This window comes from Variovorax sp. 10N412, from assembly GCF_056394985.1.
Genome location: NZ_JBFTIO010000008.1, coordinates 138,829 through 159,680, shown reverse-complemented (window position 1 = coordinate 159,680; position 20,852 = coordinate 138,829). Strand labels below are relative to the sequence as shown.

General features: G+C 66.2%; 18 protein-coding genes. 11 read left to right on the top strand and 7 right to left on the bottom strand.

Annotated elements, in window-relative coordinates; all coding sequences use genetic code 11:
- Window positions 1–22: 22 nt before the first annotated feature.
- From rodA to AC1DJH_RS20120, 4 genes are all read left to right on the top strand, one after another.
- Window positions 23–1,177, top strand: coding sequence for a rod shape-determining protein RodA (rodA, locus tag AC1DJH_RS20135; RefSeq protein ID WP_435441268.1), 1,155 nt, complete (start codon window positions 23–25; stop codon window positions 1,175–1,177).
- Between the two features lie 62 nt (window positions 1,178–1,239).
- A complete protein-coding gene (tldD, locus tag AC1DJH_RS20130) occupies window positions 1,240–2,700 on the top strand; it encodes a metalloprotease TldD (protein WP_435441269.1) in 1,461 nt (486 codons plus the stop codon).
- A 58-nt stretch (window positions 2,701–2,758) separates the two neighbouring features.
- Window positions 2,759–3,292 (top strand): hypothetical protein, encoded by a 534-nt coding sequence (locus tag AC1DJH_RS20125; protein WP_472120250.1) that lies wholly within the window; start codon window positions 2,759–2,761, stop codon window positions 3,290–3,292.
- A gap of 229 nt (window positions 3,293–3,521) precedes the next feature.
- Window positions 3,522–4,640, top strand: a complete 1,119-nt coding sequence (locus AC1DJH_RS20120; protein ID WP_478186905.1) for a 3-deoxy-7-phosphoheptulonate synthase — start codon at window positions 3,522–3,524, stop codon at window positions 4,638–4,640.
- A 19-nt stretch (window positions 4,641–4,659) separates the two neighbouring features.
- Here the strand turns inward: AC1DJH_RS20120 and AC1DJH_RS20115 are convergent, their stop codons facing one another.
- Together AC1DJH_RS20115 and mpl are read right to left on the bottom strand one after the other, a co-directional pair.
- A complete protein-coding gene (locus tag AC1DJH_RS20115; RefSeq protein WP_435486457.1) occupies window positions 4,660–5,169 on the bottom strand; it encodes a cupin domain-containing protein in 510 nt (169 codons plus the stop codon).
- A 5-nt stretch (window positions 5,170–5,174) separates the two neighbouring features.
- Window positions 5,175–6,587: a UDP-N-acetylmuramate:L-alanyl-gamma-D-glutamyl-meso-diaminopimelate ligase gene (gene mpl, locus AC1DJH_RS20110; protein WP_478186904.1), complete on the bottom strand. Its 1,413-nt coding sequence runs from the start codon at window positions 6,585–6,587 to the stop codon at window positions 5,175–5,177.
- A gap of 111 nt (window positions 6,588–6,698) precedes the next feature.
- On the opposite strand from mpl, the gene AC1DJH_RS20105 reads away from it, so the two are divergent.
- The 7 genes from AC1DJH_RS20105 to AC1DJH_RS20075 all read left to right on the top strand — a co-directional run bounded on the left by AC1DJH_RS20105 (window position 6,699) and on the right by AC1DJH_RS20075 (window position 13,097).
- A complete protein-coding gene (locus AC1DJH_RS20105; protein WP_435441273.1) occupies window positions 6,699–7,295 on the top strand; it encodes a hypothetical protein in 597 nt (198 codons plus the stop codon).
- Window positions 7,296–7,841 carry a TlpA family protein disulfide reductase gene (locus AC1DJH_RS20100; protein ID WP_478186903.1) on the top strand — a complete coding sequence of 182 codons (546 nt, stop codon included), beginning with the start codon at window positions 7,296–7,298 and terminating at the stop codon, window positions 7,839–7,841.
- 101 nt (window positions 7,842–7,942) lie between these two features.
- Entirely contained in the window at window positions 7,943–8,401 is a 459-nt protein-coding gene (gene accB / locus AC1DJH_RS20095; protein ID WP_435486209.1) for an acetyl-CoA carboxylase biotin carboxyl carrier protein, read from the top strand.
- 2 nt (window positions 8,402–8,403) lie between these two features.
- On the top strand, window positions 8,404–9,753 hold the full coding sequence (gene accC, locus AC1DJH_RS20090) for an acetyl-CoA carboxylase biotin carboxylase subunit (RefSeq protein WP_435441276.1): 1,350 nt from the start codon (window positions 8,404–8,406) through the stop codon (window positions 9,751–9,753).
- A gap of 14 nt (window positions 9,754–9,767) precedes the next feature.
- Complete coding sequence (prmA, locus tag AC1DJH_RS20085; RefSeq protein ID WP_478186902.1) at window positions 9,768–10,658, top strand: 50S ribosomal protein L11 methyltransferase; 891 nt, start codon at window positions 9,768–9,770, stop codon at window positions 10,656–10,658.
- An 84-nt stretch (window positions 10,659–10,742) separates the two neighbouring features.
- Window positions 10,743–12,128, top strand: a complete 1,386-nt coding sequence (locus AC1DJH_RS20080; RefSeq protein WP_478186901.1) for a zinc-ribbon and DUF3426 domain-containing protein — start codon at window positions 10,743–10,745, stop codon at window positions 12,126–12,128.
- A gap of 66 nt (window positions 12,129–12,194) precedes the next feature.
- Complete coding sequence (locus AC1DJH_RS20075; protein ID WP_472120266.1) at window positions 12,195–13,097, top strand: carbohydrate kinase family protein; 903 nt, start codon at window positions 12,195–12,197, stop codon at window positions 13,095–13,097.
- 113 nt (window positions 13,098–13,210) lie between these two features.
- Here the strand turns inward: AC1DJH_RS20075 and AC1DJH_RS20070 are convergent, their stop codons facing one another.
- The 5 genes from AC1DJH_RS20070 to AC1DJH_RS20050 all read right to left on the bottom strand — a co-directional run bounded on the left by AC1DJH_RS20070 (window position 13,211) and on the right by AC1DJH_RS20050 (window position 20,848).
- A complete protein-coding gene (locus AC1DJH_RS20070) occupies window positions 13,211–13,765 on the bottom strand; it encodes a histone H1-like DNA-binding protein (protein ID WP_435441280.1) in 555 nt (184 codons plus the stop codon).
- Between the two features lie 197 nt (window positions 13,766–13,962).
- On the bottom strand, window positions 13,963–15,204 hold the full coding sequence (locus AC1DJH_RS20065) for a ribonucleotide-diphosphate reductase subunit beta (RefSeq protein ID WP_478186900.1): 1,242 nt from the start codon (window positions 15,202–15,204) through the stop codon (window positions 13,963–13,965).
- Window positions 15,205–15,428: 224 nt separating this feature from the next.
- The gene (locus AC1DJH_RS20060) at window positions 15,429–18,344 is read right to left on the bottom strand and encodes a ribonucleoside-diphosphate reductase subunit alpha (RefSeq protein WP_435441282.1); all 2,916 of its coding nucleotides are present in this window, start codon (window positions 18,342–18,344) and stop codon (window positions 15,429–15,431) included.
- Between the two features lie 349 nt (window positions 18,345–18,693).
- Window positions 18,694–19,308, bottom strand: a complete 615-nt coding sequence (gene ampD / locus AC1DJH_RS20055) for a 1,6-anhydro-N-acetylmuramyl-L-alanine amidase AmpD (protein WP_478186899.1) — start codon at window positions 19,306–19,308, stop codon at window positions 18,694–18,696.
- Window positions 19,295–20,848: a sigma-54-dependent transcriptional regulator gene (locus AC1DJH_RS20050; RefSeq protein WP_435486202.1), complete on the bottom strand. Its 1,554-nt coding sequence runs from the start codon at window positions 20,846–20,848 to the stop codon at window positions 19,295–19,297. The genes ampD and AC1DJH_RS20050 overlap by 14 nt, the downstream gene beginning before the upstream one ends.
- Window positions 20,849–20,852: the final 4 nt, after the last annotated feature.

Here is a 20,852-nt window from a genome sequence, read left to right as displayed (position 1 = left end):
AGGGCGCGGATAATCCGCCCCCATGTCTGCCGTGTTCAATCAGCCCTCCCTGGCGCGTCGCATCGCGCCCATCTTCCAGGGCTTCGACGGCTTTCTGGCCTTCGCCGTGCTGCTGCTCGCCTTTGCCGGCTTGCTGACCATGTATTCCTCGGGGTACGACCACGGCTCCCGTTTCATCGACCACGGCCGCAACATGCTGCTGGCCGGCTTCATCATGTTCGTGGTGGCGCAGGTGCCGCCGCAGCGCCTGATGGTGGCCGCCGTGCCGCTCTATTCGATGGGCGTGGCGCTGCTGGTGGCGGTGGCGCTGTTCGGCATCACCAAGAAGGGCGCGCAGCGCTGGATCAACCTGGGCGTGGTGATCCAGCCCAGCGAAATCCTGAAGATCGCCATGCCGCTGATGCTGGCGTGGTGGTTCCAGCGTCGCGAAGGCCAGCTGCGCCCGCTCGACTTCGTGGTCGCCACGGTGCTGCTGGCGGTGCCGGTCGGTCTCATCATGAAACAGCCCGACCTGGGCACCTCGCTGCTGGTGCTGGCGGCCGGGATGGCGGTGATCTTCTTTGCCGGGCTGCCCTGGAAGCTGATCGTGCCGCCGGTGGTGCTCGGCGCGGTGGCCGTCGCGCTGATCGTGGGTTTCGAGCCCCAGCTGTGCGCCGATGGCGTCGACTGGCGGGTGCTGCACGACTACCAGAAGCAGCGCGTGTGCACGCTGCTCGACCCGAGCAAGGACCCGCTGGGCAAGGGTTTCCACATCATCCAGGGAATGATCGCCATCGGTTCGGGCGGCGTGGGCGGCAAGGGCTTCATGCAGGGCACGCAGACGCACCTCGAGTTCATTCCCGAGCGCACCACCGACTTCATCTTCGCGGCCTATTCCGAGGAGTTCGGGCTGGTGGGCAACCTGGCGCTGATCGCATCCTTCATCCTGCTGATCTTCCGCGGGCTGACCATCGCGGCCAACGCGACGACGCTGTTCTCGCGCCTGCTGGCGGGCGCCGTGACCATGATCTTCTTCACCTACGCCTTCGTGAACATGGGCATGGTGAGCGGCATCCTGCCGGTGGTGGGCGTGCCGCTGCCATTCATCAGCTACGGCGGCACGGCCATGGTGACGCTGGGGCTCGGGCTGGGCATCCTGATGTCGATAGCCCGGGCGAGGAAGCTGGCGCAAAACTAGCGCTGGCGCGCCGAGTGCCCTTTGGGGCAGCGCGGAGGAGGGTGGCTGCCTAGAATGTCGGAATGATCTCTCGCGAACCCACCATCGAGCGCCTCGCCACGGCGCAACAACTGCTCCTCACGCCGTTCGGACTCGACGAATCGCACCTGAGCAAGGCCCTGGCCGAGATCACCGCCCACAAGGTGGATGACGCCGACCTGTACTTCCAGTACACGCGCAGCGAGGGCTGGAGCCTCGAGGAGGGCATCGTCAAGACCGGCAGCTTCAGCATCGACCAGGGCGTCGGTGTGCGCGCGGTCAGCGGCGAGAAAACCGCCTTCGCCTACTCGGACGACATTTCCGAAGCTTCGCTGCTCGATGCGGCCCGCACGGTGCGCTCCATTTCCTCCGCAGGCCGCACCGGCCGCGTGAAGACACCGCCCCGCAAGATCGCTTCGAGCCGGTCGCTCTACGACGGCGTCGACCCCATCTCCACGCTCGACAGCACGGCCAAGGTCAAGCTGCTCGAAAAGGTCGAAAAACTCGCCCGCTCGCGCGACCCGCGCGTCGCGCAGGTCATGGCCGGCCTGGCGAGCGAGTACGACGTGGTGCTCGTGGCGCGCGCCGACGGCACGCTGGCCGCCGACGTGCGCCCGCTGGTGCGCCTGTCGGTCACCGTCATTGCCGAGCAGAACGGCCGCCGCGAAGTCGGCTCTGGCGGTGGCGGCGGGCGTTTCGGCCTGGCCTATTTCACCGACGAGCAGATCGCCGAGTACGTCGACCATGCCGTCAAGGCGGCCCTGACCAACCTCGACGCCCGCCCGGCTCCGGCCGGCGAAATGACCGTGGTGCTCGGCTCCGGCTGGCCCGGCATCCTGCTGCACGAGGCCATCGGCCACGGGCTGGAGGGCGATTTCAACCGCAAGGGTTCGAGCGCTTTCTCGGGCCGCATCGGCCAGCGCGTGGCGGCCAAGGGCGTCACCGTGCTCGACGACGGCACCATCGCCGACCGCCGCGGCTCGCTCAACGTCGACGACGAGGGCAATGCCAGCCAGCGCAACGTGCTCATCGAAGACGGCATCCTGAAGGGCTACATCCAGGACTCGATGAACGCGCGCCTCATGAAGGTCAAGCCCACCGGCAACGGCCGCCGCGAGAGCTATGCGCACGTGCCGATGCCGCGCATGACCAACACCTACATGCTCGGCGGCGACAAGGACCCCAAGGAAATCGTCGCCAGCATCAAGAAGGGCCTGTACGCCACCAACTTCGGCGGCGGGCAGGTCGACATCACCAGCGGCAAGTTCGTGTTCTCGGCCAGCGAAGCGTATTGGGTGGAGAACGGCAAGATCCAGTATCCGGTGAAGGGCGCGACCATCGTGGGCAACGGCCCCGACGCACTGACCCGCGTGACCATGATCGGCGACGACATGGCGCTCGATTCGGGCGTGGGCACCTGCGGCAAGGAAGGCCAGAGCGTGCCCGTGGGCGTGGGCCAGCCCACCCTGCGCATCGATGGGTTGACCGTGGGCGGCACGGCCTGACGGATTGTTAAGGCTTGTTAAGCTGCGCTCCGTTGTTTTTCAAACAAGGAGCGTATCGATGAGGATTAGGATCAATTCGTCCGCGGCTCTGCTGGCCGCGACTGTCGTCGTGGCACTGGCGGGTGCGGGTTGCGCGTCGCGCGGCGGTTCCGCTGGCAGCCAGACCGCTGCGGCGCCCGCAGCAGCGCCCACGGCGCCGGCACGTGGCGGCGCCAAGGCGGGCATGGACGCCCAGGGCAACGTGGTCGACTCGTCGAAGGTCGAGGCCGGCAGCGGCCGCACCGTCAAGGGCCTGAACGGCTACGAAGGCGAGATCACCGGCAACCCGGCGCGCAACAGCAAGTTCACGCGGCTGCAGATCGGCATGAGCGCCAAGCAGGTCACCGACCTTGCCGGCCAGCCGACCGACCAGGGCGCCTACGTGACCGGCAAGGCCTTCATTCCGTTCTATTTCGGCAGCGACCGCCATCGTTTCGAGATGACGTACAAGGGGCAGGGCCGTCTCATCTTCGCGGGCGGCGGGATGGGTGACTATTCCGGCGGCAACCTCATCTGGATCATCCACAACCCCAACGAATCGGGTTACCGGTAAAAACAACGATCGCCCGGCCCCTGGGCCGGGCTTTCTTTTTCCGTGCTACATTCCGCCCACATGTCCGCCCTGCGCTCTTATTTCTTTGCCTACTTTTGGTTCCCGGTTTCCGGCGGACGAGAGGCGAGCGCGTAAAGCACACGAACACCCTCCCAGAACCGCCGGTGGCCTCAAGCCCCCGGCGGTTTTTTTATGCCCTGACGATATTCACTCCAACAAGGAAGCACCCATGAGCACGAACACTGCCCCCGCCGGCGACAGCTGGTATGCGAGCGTCGAGAAAACCAGCAAGACCGACGACGAACGCATCAAGGACATCAACGTGCTCCCCCCTCCTGAACATCTGATCCGCTTCTTCCCGATTCGCGGCACGCCCGTCGAGACGCTGATCGAAGGCACGCGCCGCAGCATCCACAACATCATGGCGGGCAAGGACGATCGGCTGCTGGTGATCATGGGGCCGTGCTCCATCCACGACCCGGCCGCCGCACTCGAATACGCCCGCCGCCTGAAGGTCGAGCGCGAGAAGTACGCCGGCACGCTGGAAATCGTGATGCGCGTGTACTTCGAGAAGCCGCGCACCACGGTCGGCTGGAAGGGGCTCATCAACGACCCGTACCTCGACGAGAGCTTCCGCATCGACGAAGGCCTGCGCATTGCGCGCCAGTTGCTGATCGACATCAACCGCCTGGGCCTTCCGGCGGGCAGCGAGTTCCTCGACGTGATCTCGCCGCAGTACATCGGTGACCTGATCGCCTGGGGCGCCATCGGCGCGCGCACCACCGAAAGCCAGGTGCACCGCGAGCTGGCGTCGGGCCTGTCGGCCCCCATCGGCTTCAAGAACGGCACGGACGGCAATATCCGCATTGCCACCGACGCCATCCAGGCGGCGGCGCGCGGGCACCACTTCCTGTCGGTGCACAAGAACGGCCAGGTCGCGATCGTGCAGACCAACGGCAACCCCGACTGCCACGTGATCCTGCGCGGCGGCAAGGCGCCCAACTACGACGCTGCCAGCGTCGAGACCGCCTGCAAGGATCTCGAAGCCGCCAAGCTGCCGCCTACGCTGATGGTCGACTGCAGCCACGCCAACAGTTCCAAGCAGCACCACAAGCAGATCGAGGTGGCCACGGACATCGCCGCGCAGATCGCCAGCGGCTCGAAGCGCGTGTTCGGTGTCATGGTCGAAAGCCATCTGCAGGCCGGTGCCCAGAAGTTCACGCCGGGCAAGGACCAGCTGTCGGGCCTCGAGTACGGCAAGAGCATCACCGATGCATGCATCGGCTGGGACGATTCTGTGAAGGTGCTCGACACGCTGTCGCAAGCCGTCAAGCGGCGCCGGGGCTGACCGGCGCCGAGGCAGGCTTCTAAAGCATTCCGGCCAGGTCGGGCCAGTGGTGCCGCATCGACGCAGCCTCGTCGCTGTCGGGCGGCACCAGGGAGAAATCGGCGAAGTCGAAGCCCGGCCCGACCATGCAGGCGACCAGCGTGTAGTCGCCTGCGGTGTGGCCCTGGATCGGCTGGGCGGCCTGCCATTGGCCGGCGGGCACCACGTGCTGGGGCCGGTTGCCATGGACGTCGACCCGGCCCAGCCGCACATGGGCCGGCGCGGTGCGCATTGCGGCGTCGCAGGTCCACAGCGCCAGCGGCACGCCTTCCAGATGGACCCAGACTTCGTCGGACAGCACCCGGTGCCAGCGCGAATGCTGGCCCGCTTCGAGCAGGAAGTAGATGCTGGTCAGCGCGCTGCGCGTTGCGCGGCCATCGGTGGGCGCGACGCTCGCGGCCGAACGGAACACTTCGCTGTACCAGCCGCCCTCGGGATGGGGCTGCAACTTCAGGGTGTCGATCAGCTCGCGTGCGCGTGGGACGGGCATGGCGCTCATGATGCCGCCGTCGCGCGCAGCGCCGCAAGCAGTTTGTCGTGCACACCGCCGAAGCCGCCGTTGCTCATGCAGACGATGTGATCGCCCGGCCGCGCCGCGGCCACGATCTGCCGCACCAGCGGCTCGATGGCACCGGCCGCCTGCGCCCGATCGCCCATCGGCGCGAGCGCCGCGGCGGCATCCCAGTCGAGCCCGGCCGTGTGGCAGAACGACAGGTCGGCCGATTCCAGGCTCCAGGGCAGTTGCGCGGCCATGACGCCCAGCTTCATCGTGTTGCTGCGCGGCTCGAAGGCCGCGAGGATGCGCTCACTTTTCTTGCCGGCTGCATCCAGCTTGCTGCGCAGCCCGTCGAGCGTGGTGCGGATGGCGGTCGGGTGGTGGGCGAAGTCGTCGTACACCGTGATCGCACCGCCTGTGCGCTCGACCGTGCCGCGCAGCTCCATGCGGCGTCGCACGTTGCGGAAGCTGCCCAGCGCCCGAGCCGCCTCGGCTGGCGCCACGCCGACATGCTCGGCCGCGGCGATGGCCGCCAATGCATTCATCTGGTTGTGCAGGCCAGAGAGTTCCCATTCGACCCGGCCGACCGCCTCGCCGCGCCGAAGCACGTCGAAGGCATCGTGCGTGCCGCGCGCCTGCCACTGCGTATTCGCTCCGCCGGCACCGAAGCGCGCCAGTTCGCTCCAGCAGCCCTGCGCCAGCACGCGCTGCAGGCTGTCTTCGGTCGCGTTCACCACCAGCCGCCCGGTGCTCGGCACCGTGCGCACGAGGTGATGAAACTGGCGTTCGATGGCGGCAAGGTCGTCGAAGATGTCGGCGTGATCGAACTCGAGGTTGTTCAGCACGGCAGTGCGAGGCCGGTAATGCACGAACTTGCTGCGTTTGTCGAAGAAGGCAGTGTCGTACTCGTCCGCCTCGATGACGAAGGCCGGGCCGTCGCCCAGCCGGGCCGACACCCCGAAGTCGAGCGGCACGCCGCCCACCAGGAACCCCGGCGCCTTGCCGCCTTGTTCCAGGGCCCAGGCCAGCATCGAGGTGGTCGTCGTCTTGCCGTGCGTGCCGGCCACCGCCAGCACGTGGCGACCGAACAGCACATGCTCTGCGAGCCACTGCGGTCCGCTGGTGTAGGGCTTGCCCGCGTCCAGGATGGCCTCCATCAGCGGGAACTTGGGGCTGCCGTCGGGCAGGCGCGCGCGGGACACCACGTTGCCGACCACGAACATGTCGGGTGAAAGGGAGAGCTGGTCTGCGCCGAAGCCCTCGATCAGGTCGATGCCAAGGGCGCGCAGCTGGTCGCTCATGGGCGGGTACACGCCGGCGTCGCAGCCCGTGACCCGGTGGCCCGCCTCGCGCGCCAAGGCGGCCACACCGCCCATGAACGTGCCGCAGATACCCAGAATATGAATGTGCATCGGTCGATTCTAGGGAGGCGACCTGCGCGCCCCGCGTGGCCCCCTCGCGTTTGTCCCGTGCTTCGTACTGATGTTGATGTGGAGGATGTCTTCAGCAGGCAAAATGCCCCGATGGACACGTCCAAGCGTGAAATTGCCGCCACTGCAGCCCGCCTCGTCGTCGAGGAGGGACTGGAATACGGTCCGGCCAAGCGCCGGGCACTGCGTGATCTGGGGCTGTCGGCGCGCACGGCGCTGCCGAACAACGACGAAGTCGAGGCCGAGGTGCGCGAGTACATCGAGCTGTTCTGTGCCGACACCCAGCCGCAGGAACTGCATGCATTGCGCTTGCTGGCGCTCGAATGGATGGAGCGCATGGCGGTGTTTCGCCCTCATGTGGGCGGCGCGGTATGGCACGGTACCGCCACCCGTCTGTCAGACATTTATATTCAATTGTTCTGCGATGATTCCAAGTCGGCCGAAATCGCCCTGATCGATCACCATGTGGACTATGAGCCGCGCATGGTGACCGGCTTCCATGGCGAGCAGGTCGAGGCCTTGAGCGTGCACGCCCCAAGCCGTGCGCTCGGCGAGGAAATCGGCGTGCACCTGCTGGTCTACGACTTCGATGACCTGCGCGGGGCCCTGAAGCCCGATGCCCAGGGACGCGCGCCACGCGGCGACCTGCCCGCATTGCGTCGACTGATTGAACAAGAAAAGGACCAGTGAATGACTTCTTCGCCTACCCGTCGCGGCATGCTCTATGCCGGCGTGGCGGCAGCGGCTGCGGCCGCCGGGCTCGGTGGCGCCTGGTGGAAGGAACGTGGCAGCGGCGCGGGCGGTGAGATGCTCGATGCGACTTTCTGGGCGCAGAGCTTCGAGCGTCCCGAAGGTGGCGACCTCGTGATGTCGAGCCTGCGCGGCAAGCCCTTGCTGCTCAACTTCTGGGCCACGTGGTGCCCGCCCTGCATCGAAGAAATGCCGATGATCGACGCCTTTTTCCGTGAACATGGCGGTAACGGTTGGCAAGTGGTCGGATTGGCTATCGATCAGCCCAGCGCCGTGCGCAAGTTCCTGCAGCGCACGCCCGTCACCTATCCGACTGGATTGGCGGGCCTGCAGGGAACTGAGTTGGTCAAGAATCTGGGCAACACGGGCGGTGGGTTGCCCTTCACGCTGGTCCTGAATGGAGGCGGCTCGGTGGCGGCCCGTAAAATGGGCAAGCTCGAACCCTCCGACCTGGACACCTGGCGGCGTGAACTTGTTCATGGTTAGAATCAGCCCCCTTCCCCTGGCGTTAGACGCCGAACGCCGAAAATCAACGATTTTCGAACAAGTTATATCCTGAAGACCGGCCAAGCCGGCAATGGAGTCCCATGGACCTGCGCAAACTCAAGACACTGATCGACCTGGTGTCCGAATCGAATATTTCCGAACTGGAAATCACTGAGACCGAAGGCAAAGTCCGCATCGTCAAGGGCGGCGGCGCCGCACCGGTGCAATATGTGCAAACCCTGTCGGCGCCTCAGGCCGCTGCCGCCCCGGCTGCAGCCGGCGTGGCCGCAGCACCCGCTGCCGAAGCTGCACCTGCCGCACCGGCCGGTCATGCCGTGAAGTCGCCGATGGTCGGCACCTTCTACCGCTCGTCGAGCCCGGGCGCCGCGGCGTTCGTGGAGGTCGGCAGCAAGGTGAACGAGGGCGACACGATCTGCATCATCGAGGCGATGAAGATCCTCAACGAAATCGAGGCCGACAAGTCGGGCACGATCACCCAGATCCTCGGCGAAAACGGGCAGGCGGTCGAATACGGCCAGCCGCTGTTCATCATCGAGTGACCATGTTCAAGAAGATCCTGGTTGCAAACCGGGGGGAAATTGCCCTCCGGATCCAGCGCGCCTGCAGCGAGCTCGGCATCAAGGCCGTGATGGTGTATTCCGAGGCCGACCGCGACGCCAAGTACATCAAGCTCGCCGAGGAGGCCGTGTGCATCGGCCCGGCCCCGTCGGCGCTGAGCTACCTCAACATGCCGGCGATCATTTCGGCGGCCGAAGTGACGGATGCCGAGGCCATCCACCCGGGCTACGGCTTCCTGAGCGAGAACGCGAACTTCGCCGAACGCGTGGAGCAGAGCGGTTTCCAGTTCATCGGCCCCACGCCCGACAACATTCGCACGATGGGCGACAAGGTGTCGGCCAAGCAGGCCATGATCAAGGCTGGCGTGCCTTGCGTGCCGGGCTCGGAAGGTGAGCTCTCGGACGATGCGGCCACCAACAAGCGCATTGCGCGTGCCATCGGCTACCCGGTCATCATCAAGGCGGCAGGCGGCGGCGGTGGCCGCGGCATGCGTGTGGTGCACACCGAGGCGGCACTGGTCAACGCGATTCAGATGACCAAGGCGGAAGCCGGTGCGGCCTTCAGCAATCCGGCCGTGTACATGGAGAAGTATCTCCAGAACCCGCGCCACATCGAGATCCAGATCCTCGCGGACAAGCACAAGAACGCGGTCTACCTGGGCGAGCGCGACTGCTCCATGCAGCGCCGCCACCAGAAGGTGATCGAGGAATCGCCCGCACCTGGCATTCCGCGCAAGCTGATCGAGAAGATCGGCGAGCGCTGCGCGGCCGCCTGCAAGAAGATCGGCTACCGCGGCGCCGGCACCTTCGAGTTCCTCTACGAAAACGGCGAGTTCTACTTCATCGAGATGAACACGCGCGTGCAGGTGGAGCATCCGGTGACGGAGTTCACCACGGGCATCGACATCGTCAAGACGCAGATCATGGTCGCGGCCGGCGAAAAGCTGCCGTTCACGCAGCGCCAGATCCAAATGCGCGGCCATGCCATCGAGGTGCGCATCAACGCCGAGGACGCCTGGAAGTTCACGCCGTCGCCGGGCCGTATCACCATGTGGCATCCCCCGGGCGGTCCGGGTGTGCGCGTCGATTCGCATGCGTACACCAACTACTTCGTGCCGCCGAACTACGACTCGATGATCGGCAAGATCATCGTCTACGGCGACACGCGCGAGCAGGCCATGGCCCGCATGCGCACGGCGCTGAACGAGACCGTGATCGAAGGCATCCAGACCAACATCCCGCTGCACCGCGAGCTGATGGTCGATTCCAAGTTCATGACCGGCGGCACCAACATCCACTACCTCGAAGAGTGGCTGGCGGCGCACAAGCGCTGACCCGGGACGCAGCGATGTTTGAACTCCGCCTGATGGCGCCGGAAGACCGGGTCGAAACGCTCAGCGATGCGCTCGACGCCCTCGACGCGCTGAGCGTGTCGGTGGAAGACGCCGACGCGCAGACCGACGCCGAGCAGGCGCTGTTCGGCGAGCCCGGCATGCCGCCGCCCAAGGAGGGCTGGCAGCGTTCGCGCGTGATCGCGCTGTTCCCCGACGAGGCGCTCGCGAAGGAGGCCGCATCGGTGCTCGCGCTGCAGGACTTCTTCGAAGGCTGCGAGGTGCTCGGCATTGCGTCGGTGCCCGAGCAGGACTGGGTGCGGCTCACGCAATCGCAGTTCGCACCGGTCGAGATCACGCCCGAGTTCTGGATCGTGCCCACCTGGCATGAGCCGCCGGCGCAGGCGAAGCAGGTGATCCGGCTCGACCCGGGCCTGGCCTTCGGCACCGGCACGCATCCCACCACGCGCATGTGCCTGCGCTGGATCGCCACACGGGGCGAGGGCGCGCTCGGCAACCAGCGCGTGCTCGACTACGGCTGCGGCTCCGGCATCCTCGCGATCGGCGCGGCCAAGTTCGGCGCCACCGACATCGACGCTGTCGACATCGACGAAGCCGCGGTTTCCTCGACCGTGCTCAACGCCGAGGCCAACGCGGTGCAATTGAAGGCCGGGCTGCCTGAAGCCGCCAAGGGCGCGTACGACACCGTGCTCGCCAACATCCTGGCCACGCCGCTCAAGGTGCTTGCACCGCTGCTGCGCAGCCATGTGAAGGCCGGCGGATCGCTGGTGCTGGCCGGCATCCTCGCGCGCCAGGCCGACGAACTGAAAGAAGCCTACGCGCCTTACGCCGCGCTCGAAGTCAGCGACACCGAGGACGGCTGGATCCTCATGACTGCGCGCTGCTGAGTTGTCGATGGTGCGCGCGGCCGGCGGTTCGCGCCGCCTCGCATCCCTCACGCGGCGAGGGCCCAACCCTACAATCGCCCGGTTATGAGCCTCGTCACGCGCTGCCCCGCCTGCACCACCACCTTCAAGGTGGTGCGCGACCAGCTTCGCATCTCCGACGGGTGGGTGCGTTGCGGCCGATGCAGCCACGTGTTCGACGCCACGCTCGACCTGCACGAGGCACCCGATGGTGCGCTGCCTCCGGTGCAGGGTGGCTACATGCCCGGGCTGGTCGAGCCTTCGGGTGAACCCAAGGCCCTCGTGCCTGCGACACCGGAGATCACGCCGCCATCGCCGCCCGAGCCCGCGATGCCTGTGCCGCAGTCGGAGGACGCGGACTTCTTCGACGAAGAACTCGAACTGCCGCCGCGCGCAGAGCCAGCGCCCCCGGCGCCTGTGCCAGCTACCGAGCCTGCCGAACCCGCCGAACCCGCGAAGCCTCCTGTTTTCTCGCTGGCGTTGCCCGACCACGGCATTGCTGCGGACGAGCCCTGGTCCGACCTCGATGTCACCGAGCCCGCGTGGAAGCCCCCGCCGAGCACGTTGCCGCCGTTCCCGAACATCGACCTGAACCTCACGTCGCCGCCACCCGCGGCCCGCCCGCCGGCCCCGCCGCTGCCGGTTGCATCCCGCATCAAGGTGCGCGCCCTCATCGAGCGCGCGAGCGACGACGGGGAAGGGGGGCGCGAGCAAGAGGAAAAAGACCACGACCAGGTGCAGATGCAGAAGGCGCTGCGCCGCGCCCGCGCCAAGTCGGCCAAGATCGCGGGCGCCAAGGCACGCGACGAGCGCGCAGCCGCCAAGGCCGCCGGGGCCGCCAAAGGGGCGGTGGTGCAGGTGGCCAGCGAGCCCGACTATTCGCTGTCCTCGGCTTTCGAGCTGCCGGTGGGGCACCCCCTTGCCGACGAGGACGAGCTTGTCGACACCTCCCCACGCTTCTGGCATCGCAAGGGCGTGCGCATGGTGCTGGTCGTGCTGGCGTTGCTTGCCGTGCTGCTGCTTGCCGCACAGGTGCTGCGCCACAACCGCGACGGTATCGCCGCGCGCCAGCCCAACCTGCGCCCCGCGCTTGCCATGCTGTGCCAATACACCGGCTGCGAACTTGCGGCCCTGCGCCAGATCGGCGACATCGTGATCGAAGGCGCGGCCTTCGCGCGCGAGAAGACCGGCGCCAGCGACTACCGGCTGAGCTTCACCCTGCGCAACGGCGCCACCGTGCCGCTCGCGATGCCGGCCGTCGAGCTCTCGCTGCTCGACACGCAGGAGCGTGCCGTGGTGCGCCGCGTGCTGATGCCCGCTGACTACGGCGCACCGGCGGTGCTGCAGGCGCGCACCGACCGCGCGGCCTCGCTGCCCCTGAGTCTTTCGGCCTCGGAGGCCGCGGCATTGCCGCCCATCGCGGGGTACCGCGTCGAAGCTTTCTATCCCTGAGCGGGGTGCTTTCACGCATCCCGCTCTTCCTCCTTCATTCTTTCAACTTCAACCAACGGTTCAACCATGGCAGCAGTGATTTGCGGTTCTCTCGCGTTCGACACCATCATGACTTTCGAGGGCCGGTTCGCCGACCAGATCCTGCCGGACCAGCTGCACATCCTCAATGTGTCGTTTCTGGTGCCGACGCTGCGGCGTGACTTCGGTGGCTGCGCCGGCAACATCGCGTACAGCCTCAACGCGCTAGGCGGGACGGCGCTGCCCATGGCCACGCTCGGCAACGATGGTGCCCCGTACGTGGAGCGCATGCGCACGCTGGGCATCGACACCGAGTTCGTGCGCCAGCTCGACGACACCTACACCGCGCAGGCGATGATCATGAGCGACGTCGACAACAACCAGATCACCGCCTTCCACCCCGGTGCGATGCAGCAGGCGCACATCACCAAGGTGGCCGCGCGCGACGACATCAAGCTGGGCATCATCGCGCCCGACGGCCGTGACGCGATGCTGCAGCATGCCGAGCAGTTCGCCGCGGCGGACATTCCCTTCGTGTTCGATCCGGGCCAGGGCCTGCCGATGTTCGACGGCGAGGCGCTGCGCCACTTCGTCGAGCTTGCGAGCTGGGTGGTGGTGAACGACTACGAAGGCAAGATGCTCTCGCAGCGCACCGGCTGGAGCCTGGCTGAGATCTCGCAGCGCGTACGCGGCCTGGTGGTCACGCTGGCGGGCGAGGGCTGCGAGGTGTGGGTCGACGGCGAGCGCGAGCATGTGCCCGGCGTGGTGGCGACCGAGGTGGTCGAGCCCACGGGCTGCGGCGACGCATGGCGCGGCGCGCTGCTGTTCGGTCTGGAAAAGGGCTGGTCGCTGGCGCAGTGCGCGGCGCTGGGCAACAAGGTCGGCGCGATCAAGATCGCGCAACGTGGCCCGCAGAACTACGAGATCGACCGCAAGGCCCTGGGCCTCTGAGCGTCTTCTTCCCGCGCCGGTTCGCCGGCCTGCGCTCGTTCATCGAGCGCTCATGAAAAAAGCCCGGCACCGTGAGGTGCCGGGCTTTGCGCCTTCAAGGCTGCTGAGAAAACTCAGGGCTTGCTGGCCGTGGGAAACGGCCAGGCTGCCTGAGGGTTCAGCGTCGTTTGCGCCGCAGGAGCGGGCGCTACGGCAGCTGCCTTGGCAGGCGCTGCTGCCTTGGGAGCCTTCTTTGCAGCGGGCTTCTTGGCAGCAGCGGCAGGCTTGGCGGCAGCGGGCTTTTTCGCGGCTTTCTTGGCCGCAGCCTTTTTCGCAGGCGCCTTCTTGGCAGCAGCCTTCTTCGCAGGCGCCTTCTTGGCGGCGGCCTTCTTCGCCGGAGCCTTCTTGGCAGCGGCCTTCTTGGCCGGTGCTGCCTTCTTGGCGGCTACCTTCTTCGCAGGTGCCTTCTTGGCGGCGGCCTTCTTGGCCGGTGCTGCCTTCTTGGCCGCAACCTTCTTGGCCGGCGCTGCCTTCTTGGCGGCTACCTTCTTGGCAGCGACCTTCTTTGCCGGTGCTGCCTTCTTGGCGGCTACCTTCTTGGCCGGAGCCTTCTTAGCAGCCACGACCTTCTTTGCCGGAGCCTTCTTTGCAGCGACCTTCTTGGCCGGCGCTTTCTTTGCAGTTGCCATTTCTATTTCTCCTTGATCAAGTTGAAAAAAATCAACCTATTGAAGCACTCCACGCACGTTGGGTAGCGTGAAGTGATTCATGGCGTTGGAATCTGAGCTCCAGCACCATGAACACCTGAGCCCTCATCCATGCCGCGCTCTTTGGCGCAGTCGGTGGCAAGGGCAATTCTTGAATTCACCAATTCTTGTCGAAAGATTCAATCCCACGAGAGCGCGCCGCCCGATTGGTACTCGATCACGCGCGTCTCGAAAAAGTTGCGTTCCTTCTTCAGGTCAATCATTTCGCTCATCCAGGGGAACGGGTTTTCCTCGTTCGGGAAGAGCGTTTCGAGGCCAATCTGCTGTGCACGCCGATTGGCGATGTAGCGCAGGTAGCCCTTGAACATGGAGGCGTTCATGCCGAGAACGCCACGCGGCATCGTGTCTTCGGCGTATTTGTACTCGAGCTCGACGGCCTTCATGAAGAGGTCCTTGATCTCGGCCTTGAACTCTGGGGTCCAGAGGCCGGGGTTCTCGAGCTTGAGCTGGTTGATCAGGTCGATGCCGAAATTGCAGTGCATCGACTCGTCGCGCAGGATGTACTGGTACTGCTCGGCGGCGCCGGTCATCTTGTTCTGGCGGCCCAGCGCCAGGATCTGCGTGAAGCCGACGTAGAAGAACAGGCCTTCCATCAGGCAGGCGAACACGATGAGCGACTTGAGCAGCGTCTGGTCGGTTTCGTGCGTGCCGGTCTTGAAGTGCGGGTCGCTGATGGCGTCGATGAACGGGAGCAGGAACTGGTCCTTCTCGCGGATCGACTGCACTTCGTTGTAGGCGTTGAAGATCTCGCTCTCGTCCAGGCCGAGCGACTCGACGATGTACTGGTACGCGTGCGTGTGGATCGCTTCCTCGAACGCCTGGCGCAGCAGGAACTGGCGGCATTCGGGGGCCGTGATGTGGCGGTAGGTGCCCAGCACGATGTTGTTCGCGGCAAGCGAGTCGGCGGTCACGAAGAAGCCGAGGTTGCGCTTGACGATGCGGCGTTCGTCTTCGGTCAGGCCGTTCGGGTCTTTCCACAACGCGATGTCGCGCGTCATGTTCACTTCCTGTGGCATCCAGTGGTTGGCGCAGGTGGCGAGGTATTTTTCCCACGCCCACTTGTACTTGAACGGCACCAGCTGGTTGACGTCGGTCTGGCCGTTGATGATGCGCTTGTCGGAAGCCTTGACGCGTTGGGCGACGGCGGGCGTTGCTGCGGCTGCGGGGGCAACCGAACGCTGCGGCGCTGCGCCGTCATCGAACGTGCTGACGGTGCGATGAGCAGGTTGTGCAATCGACGAAGTCGGAGCATCCAACGAACGACCTGCCGGCGAACCGACGGTCGATGCGTTGTGGTGCTGCAATCCTTGTTGCATATCCTTTGATAAGGAGGGCTTGACTTCTTCGTCCCAGGTCAACATAGAAAAATCCAATGCTCAAATTATCGGAGTAACGATGTGAGTTGCAAAGTGCTCGTTCACACCGCACGCCATTTATGTGGTTGTTATGTTGCTCGCATGCATCGCGCGATGTCAGTCAATGCCGTCATTGAGTGAACGTCGAGTGTCTTTCGCATGCACCTCGCTGAATCGCTGAAGCGCCGCGCGCGCATTTCGAATGCATCGCGCGGCGCTTCACTTGCACATCACTGGCAGGCTTCGCAGGTCGGATCGTCCACACCGCAGAACGCGATGTCGGTGGCGGGCATCGCGCTCATCTGTGCCTTCGCGGCAGCCGCGGCGGCTTCGAGTGCGCTCATGCCCGAGGGTGCGTCGTTGCCCGACGACACCGCGTTGAGACGGCCCGATTGCACCGTCGATTTTTCAGCGTGCGTCGCGCTCTGCGTGCGCAGGTAGTACGTAGTCTTCAGGCCGCGCAGCCATGCGAGCTTGTACGTGTCGTCGAGCTTCTTGCCCGATGCGCCGGCCATGTAGATGTTCAGCGACTGCGCCTGGTCGATCCACTTCTGGCGACGCGAGGCGGCTTCGACCAGCCAGGTGGTTTCCACTTCGAACGCGGTGGCGTAGAGCGCCTTCACGTCTTGCGGCACACGGTCGATCGGACGCAGCGAGCCGTCGAAGTGCTTCAGGTCCATGACCATCACGTCGTCCCACAGGCCCAGGCGCTTCAGGTCGCGCACCAGGTAGTGGTTGATCACCGTGAACTCGCCCGACAGGTTCGACTTGACCGACAGGTTGCCGAAGCAGGGTTCGATCGAGGCGTCCACGCCGATGATGTTCGAGATGGTCGCGGTCGGCGCGATGGCCACGCAGTTGGAGTTGCGCATGCCCTGCGCCTTGATCTTCTGGCGCAGCGCGTCCCAGTCCAGCGTGGACGAACGGTCGACCTCGACGTAGCCGCCGCGCGCCTTCTCGAGCAGGTCGAGCGTGTCGATCGGCAGGATGCCCTTGTCCCACAGCGAGCCCTTGTAGCTCGAGTACTTGCCGCGTTCGCGCGCCAGGTCGGCCGATGCCGAGTACGCGTGGTAGCAGATGGCTTCCATCGACTCGTCGGCGAACTGCACGGCTTCCTGCGAAGCGTACGGAATGCGCAGCTCGTACAGCGCGTCCTGGAAGCCCATCAGGCCCAGGCCGACCGGACGGTGGCGCAGGTTCGAGTCGCGCGCCTTCTTCACGGCGTAGTAGTTGATGTCGATCACGTTGTCGAGCATGCGCATCGCTGTGGAGATCGTCTTCTTCAGCTTTTCCTGGTCGACCTTGCCGTCCTTCAGATGCTGCAGCAGGTTCACCGAACCCAGGTTGCACACTGCGGTTTCGGTGTCGCTGGTGTTCAGCGTGATCTCGGTGCACAGGTTCGACGAATGCACGACGCCGGCGTGCTGCTGCGGCGAGCGCACGTTGCAGGCGTCCTTGAACGTGATCCAGGGGTGGCCGGTCTCGAACAGCATCGTGAGCATCTTGCGCCACAGGTCCGAAGCCTGGATGGTGCGCGCGGGCTTGATCTCGCCGCGGGCAGCCTTCTCTTCGTAGGCGACGTACGCCTTTTCGAAGTCGGCGCCGAACAGGTCATGCAGGTCGGGCACGTTGGAGGGCGAGAACAGCGTCCAGGTGCCCTTTTCCATCACGCGGCGCATGAACAGGTCGGGGATCCAGTTGGCGGTGTTCATGTCGTGCGTGCGGCGGCGGTCGTCACCGGTGTTCTTGCGCAGCTCCAGGAACTCCTCGATGTCGAGGTGCCAGGTTTCCAGGTACGTGCAGACGGCGCCCTTGCGCTTGCCGCCCTGGTTCACGGCCACGGCCGTGTCGTTCACCACCTTCAGGAACGGCACCACGCCCTGCGATTCGCCGTTGGTGCCCTTGATGTGGCTGCCCAGCGCGCGCACGCGGGTCCAGTCGTTGCCCAGGCCGCCCGCGAACTTCGAGAGCAGCGCGTTTTCCTTGATCGACTCGTAGATGCCGTCCAGGTCGTCGGGCACGGTGGTCAGGTAGCAGCTGGAGAGCTGCGAGCGCAGCGTGCCGGCGTTGAACAGGGTGGGAGTGCTCGACATGAAGTCGAACGACGACAGCACTTCGTAGAACTCGATGGCGCGCGCTTCGCGGTCGATCTCGTTCAGCGACAGGCCCATGGCCACGCGCATGAAGAAGGCTTGCGGCAGCTCGATGCGCGACTTGCGCACGTGCAGGAAGTAGCGGTCGTACAGCGTCTGCAGGCCGAGGTAGTCGAACTGGTTGTCGCGCTCGGCCTTCAGGGCGGCGCCCAGGCGGGGCAGGTCGTACTGCAGCAGCTTTTCGTCGAGCAGCTCGTTGTCGACGCCCTTCTTGATGAACTGCGGAAAGTAGTCGGCGTAGGCGGTGGCGCGGTCGACCGGCATCACTTCGCGGCCGATGATCTCCTTGAAGATCGTGTGCAGCAGCAGGCGCGCGGTGGCGAAGGTGTAGTCGGGGTCTTTCTCGATCAGCGTGCGGGCGGCCAGGATGGAAGCCTTGTAGACCTCGTCGAGCGGCACGCCGTCGTACAGGTTGCGCATCGTCTCGGCGACGATCGGCGCGGCGGTGATGCTGTCGCCCAGGTTTTCGCAGGCGGATTCGATCAGGCCCTTGAGCTGGTTCAGGTCGAGTTCGACGCGTTCGCCGTTGTCCAGCACGTGAAGCGCCTGCTGGGCCGGCATTTCATGCTCGCCCTGCTTGGAACGCTCCTGCGTGCGGCGTTCGCGGTAGAGCACGTAGGCACGCGCGATTTCGTGGTGGCCGCCGCGCATCAGGCCGAGCTCGACCTGGTCCTGCACGTCCTCGATGTGGAAGGTGCCGCCGCCCGGACGCGAACGCACCATGGCGCGAATGACGGCCTGGGTGAGCGTGTCGACCGTTTCGCGCACGCTGGCCGAAGCCGCGCCCTGGGTGCCGTGCACGGCCAGGAAGGCTTTCATCATCGCGATGGCGATCTTGTTCGGCTCGAAGGGCACGACCGCGCCGTTGCGGCGAATGATCTGGTAGTGGGCGAGGTTCTGGCCGGTGTGCGAGCCCGCGGTGTCGCGTTGCTGCTGTGGCGGCGTCGAGGGAACGGCGCGCGGGGTCGATTGGGGGTTCAGGGCTGTTTGCATTCGCTTCCTCTCGGTTGGCAATTCTTGTTGGTCGGCGATGCCTGGGTCGGCGTCGCGCCGGTGCGGATGACCGGACGGAGGACACTATATCTGGGGTGTCGGCACCCTACAAGCCACTACAGGTAGTGTTTTCCTCCGGATACACGCGCGGCCCGATTTTCATTCGGCAAGCGACAACGCCAGCGATGCCGCGTGGATACTGGCCTATGGTGTCCCAACCCGCATGGCGCTTGGCTTGCAGGCCGATTTGGGCTTGCAGCCCGCATGGTTGCTGGGTGCGGCAGTTGCAATCCGCGCGTCGATGCGCGTCAGGCTCAGCGCATCGCGTCGCGCCGCGCGATTGGAAAAATTAGCGCTGCACCACCTGCGCCGGAAACATCTGTGGATTCCAGCCGAGTTGTTCGCGCAACAGCCGCCAGTCGAAGCCGGCGCCCGGGTCGTGTTTGCGCCCCGGCGCGATGTGCTCGTGGCCGGCGATGTACGCGATGGCGTAGTGCTGCGCGATGGCGGCGCACAGGCTCGCGAGCGTTTCGTATTGCGGCTCGTCGAACGGCAGGCCTTCCAGGCCTTCGAGCTCGATGCCGATGGAGTCGTCGTTGCAGTTGCCGCGCCCGCGCCACGACGACACGCCGGCATGCCAGGCGCGGTCGTCGCAGCTCACGAACTGCCAGAGCTCGCCGTTGCGCCGCACGAAGAAATGCGAGGACACCGCGAGCCCGCGGATCGACTGGAAGTAGGGGTGCGCGTCCCAGTCGAGCCGGTTGGTGAAGAGTTGCTGCACCGCGTCGCCGCCGTACTCGCCGGGCGGCAGGCTGATCGAGTGCAGCACGACGAGGTCGGTCTGCGCACCGGTGGGGCGGGGCCCGAAGTTGGGCGAGCGCAGCGCCTTCGCGAAGCGGTACCAGCCGGCGTGCCAGAGGCCGTCGTCGGCGGGGGCCTGCGCAGGGGTGTCAGTCGTCGGCATGGCTGCTCGCGCCATCGTCGCCGTTGGGTGTGGTGATGCCCAGCCGCGCGATGCGGTAGCGGATCTGCCGCAGGCTCATGCCCAGCCGCGCGGCGGCCGCGGTGCGGTTGAAGCCGCTCTCGTGCAGCGCGCGCACGAGGATCTCGCGTTCCTGCTGGTCGAGGTAGGCCTGCAGGTCGGAGGGCAGCGGCGGCGGCGCGGCCTTGGGCGATGCGGCCGGTGCGGCGGAAGCCGCGGGGGCGACCGGCGAAGGCGCGTCGAAAGCCGGCAGCAACGGCGCCGGCGCGGACGCCGCGGCCTCGGCGGCGGCCGTGAAGCCGCCCATCAGGTCCAGGTGCAGTTCGTCGCCGTCGTTCAGAGCCACTGCGCGGTGCAGCAGGTTCTCGAGTTCGCGCACGTTGCCGTCCAGCGGATGCAGCGACAGCCGGCGCAGAAGGTCGTGCGACAGGTGCGGCACGGGCAAGCCGCCGTCCTGCGCGATGCGCGAGAGCAGCGCGGCGCACAGCGCGGGCAGGTCTTCGCGGCGCTCGCGCAGCGCGGGCACCGCGATCTCGATCACGTTGAGGCGGTAGAACAGGTCTTGCCGGAACCGCCCGGCCTGCACCTCGGCGTGCAGGTCCTTGTGGGTGGCGCTCACGATGCGCACGTCGACCGCGTCTTCCTGCGTCGAGCCGATCGAGCGCACGCTGCGCTCCTGGATCGCGCGCAGCAGCTTCGATTGCATGGCCAGCGGCAGGTCGCCGATTTCGTCGAGAAACAGCGTGCCGCCGCGCGCGGCCTGGAAGTAGCCGTCGCGGTCCTGCGACGAGCCGGTGTACGAGCCCTTGCGCGCGCCGAAGAATTCGGCCTCCAGCAGGTTCTCCGGAATGGCGCCGCAGTTCACCGCCACGAACGGGCCTTCGCTGCGCTGGCTGCAGGCATGCACCGCGCGCGCCACCAGTTCCTTGCCGGTGCCCGACTCGCCGCGCACCAGCACCGGCGCCATGCCGCGCGCCACTTTCGCGATGCGCGACTTGACGAGGCGCATGGGTTCCGAATCGCCCACGAGGCGCTCGAGCGCGGCGATGCCGGTGCCCGAGGCCATCACCGGCGCATCGAGGGTGCCGGCGGGCGCCGCCTGCGCGGCGCGGGCCGGCGGCGGCATCGCCTGGCGCGCCTGCACGGCGGACGCGACGACGGCTCGGAACTGCTTCAGGTCGACCGGCTTGGTGAGGTAGTCGAAGGCGCCTGCCTTCAGCGCTTCGACCGCGTTCTCGGCCGAGCCGTAGGCCGTCATGACCACGCAGCGCTCGCTGCGCTGGTCTTTCTGGATGCGGTGGATGATCTCCATGCCCTGGCCGTCGGGCAGCCGCATGTCGGTGATCACCGCGTCGAAGCGCCCGGCCTCCAGGTACTGCCACGCCTCCGACACGCTGCCCGCCGCCTCGACACGGTAGCCCTCGCGCAGCAGGGTCAGCTCGTACAGCGTGCGCAGGTCGGGTTCGTCGTCGATGACCAGGATCTGCGCCGGCCGCGGGGTGGAAGGGGGGGAAATGCTCACGGCG

What these genes read in the sequence shown, in the direction of transcription:
- rodA (WP_435441268.1), top strand. Translation starts at nt 23, where the DNA reads ATGTCTGCCGTGTTCAATCAGCCCTCCCTGGCGCGTCGCATCGCGCCC.
- tldD (WP_435441269.1), top strand. Translation starts at nt 1,240, where the DNA reads ATGATCTCTCGCGAACCCACCATCGAGCGCCTCGCCACGGCGCAACAA.
- AC1DJH_RS20125 (WP_472120250.1), top strand. Translation starts at nt 2,759, where the DNA reads ATGAGGATTAGGATCAATTCGTCCGCGGCTCTGCTGGCCGCGACTGTC.
- AC1DJH_RS20120 (WP_478186905.1), top strand. Translation starts at nt 3,522, where the DNA reads ATGAGCACGAACACTGCCCCCGCCGGCGACAGCTGGTATGCGAGCGTC.
- AC1DJH_RS20115 (WP_435486457.1), bottom strand. Translation starts at nt 5,169, where the DNA reads ATGCCCGTCCCACGCGCACGCGAGCTGATCGACACCCTGAAGTTGCAG.
- mpl (WP_478186904.1), bottom strand. Translation starts at nt 6,587, where the DNA reads ATGCACATTCATATTCTGGGTATCTGCGGCACGTTCATGGGCGGTGTG.
- AC1DJH_RS20105 (WP_435441273.1), top strand. Translation starts at nt 6,699, where the DNA reads ATGGACACGTCCAAGCGTGAAATTGCCGCCACTGCAGCCCGCCTCGTC.
- AC1DJH_RS20100 (WP_478186903.1), top strand. Translation starts at nt 7,296, where the DNA reads ATGACTTCTTCGCCTACCCGTCGCGGCATGCTCTATGCCGGCGTGGCG.
- accB (WP_435486209.1), top strand. Translation starts at nt 7,943, where the DNA reads ATGGACCTGCGCAAACTCAAGACACTGATCGACCTGGTGTCCGAATCG.
- accC (WP_435441276.1), top strand. Translation starts at nt 8,404, where the DNA reads ATGTTCAAGAAGATCCTGGTTGCAAACCGGGGGGAAATTGCCCTCCGG.
- prmA (WP_478186902.1), top strand. Translation starts at nt 9,768, where the DNA reads ATGTTTGAACTCCGCCTGATGGCGCCGGAAGACCGGGTCGAAACGCTC.
- AC1DJH_RS20080 (WP_478186901.1), top strand. Translation starts at nt 10,743, where the DNA reads ATGAGCCTCGTCACGCGCTGCCCCGCCTGCACCACCACCTTCAAGGTG.
- AC1DJH_RS20075 (WP_472120266.1), top strand. Translation starts at nt 12,195, where the DNA reads ATGGCAGCAGTGATTTGCGGTTCTCTCGCGTTCGACACCATCATGACT.
- AC1DJH_RS20070 (WP_435441280.1), bottom strand. Translation starts at nt 13,765, where the DNA reads ATGGCAACTGCAAAGAAAGCGCCGGCCAAGAAGGTCGCTGCAAAGAAG.
- AC1DJH_RS20065 (WP_478186900.1), bottom strand. Translation starts at nt 15,204, where the DNA reads ATGTTGACCTGGGACGAAGAAGTCAAGCCCTCCTTATCAAAGGATATG.
- AC1DJH_RS20060 (WP_435441282.1), bottom strand. Translation starts at nt 18,344, where the DNA reads ATGCAAACAGCCCTGAACCCCCAATCGACCCCGCGCGCCGTTCCCTCG.
- ampD (WP_478186899.1), bottom strand. Translation starts at nt 19,308, where the DNA reads ATGCCGACGACTGACACCCCTGCGCAGGCCCCCGCCGACGACGGCCTC.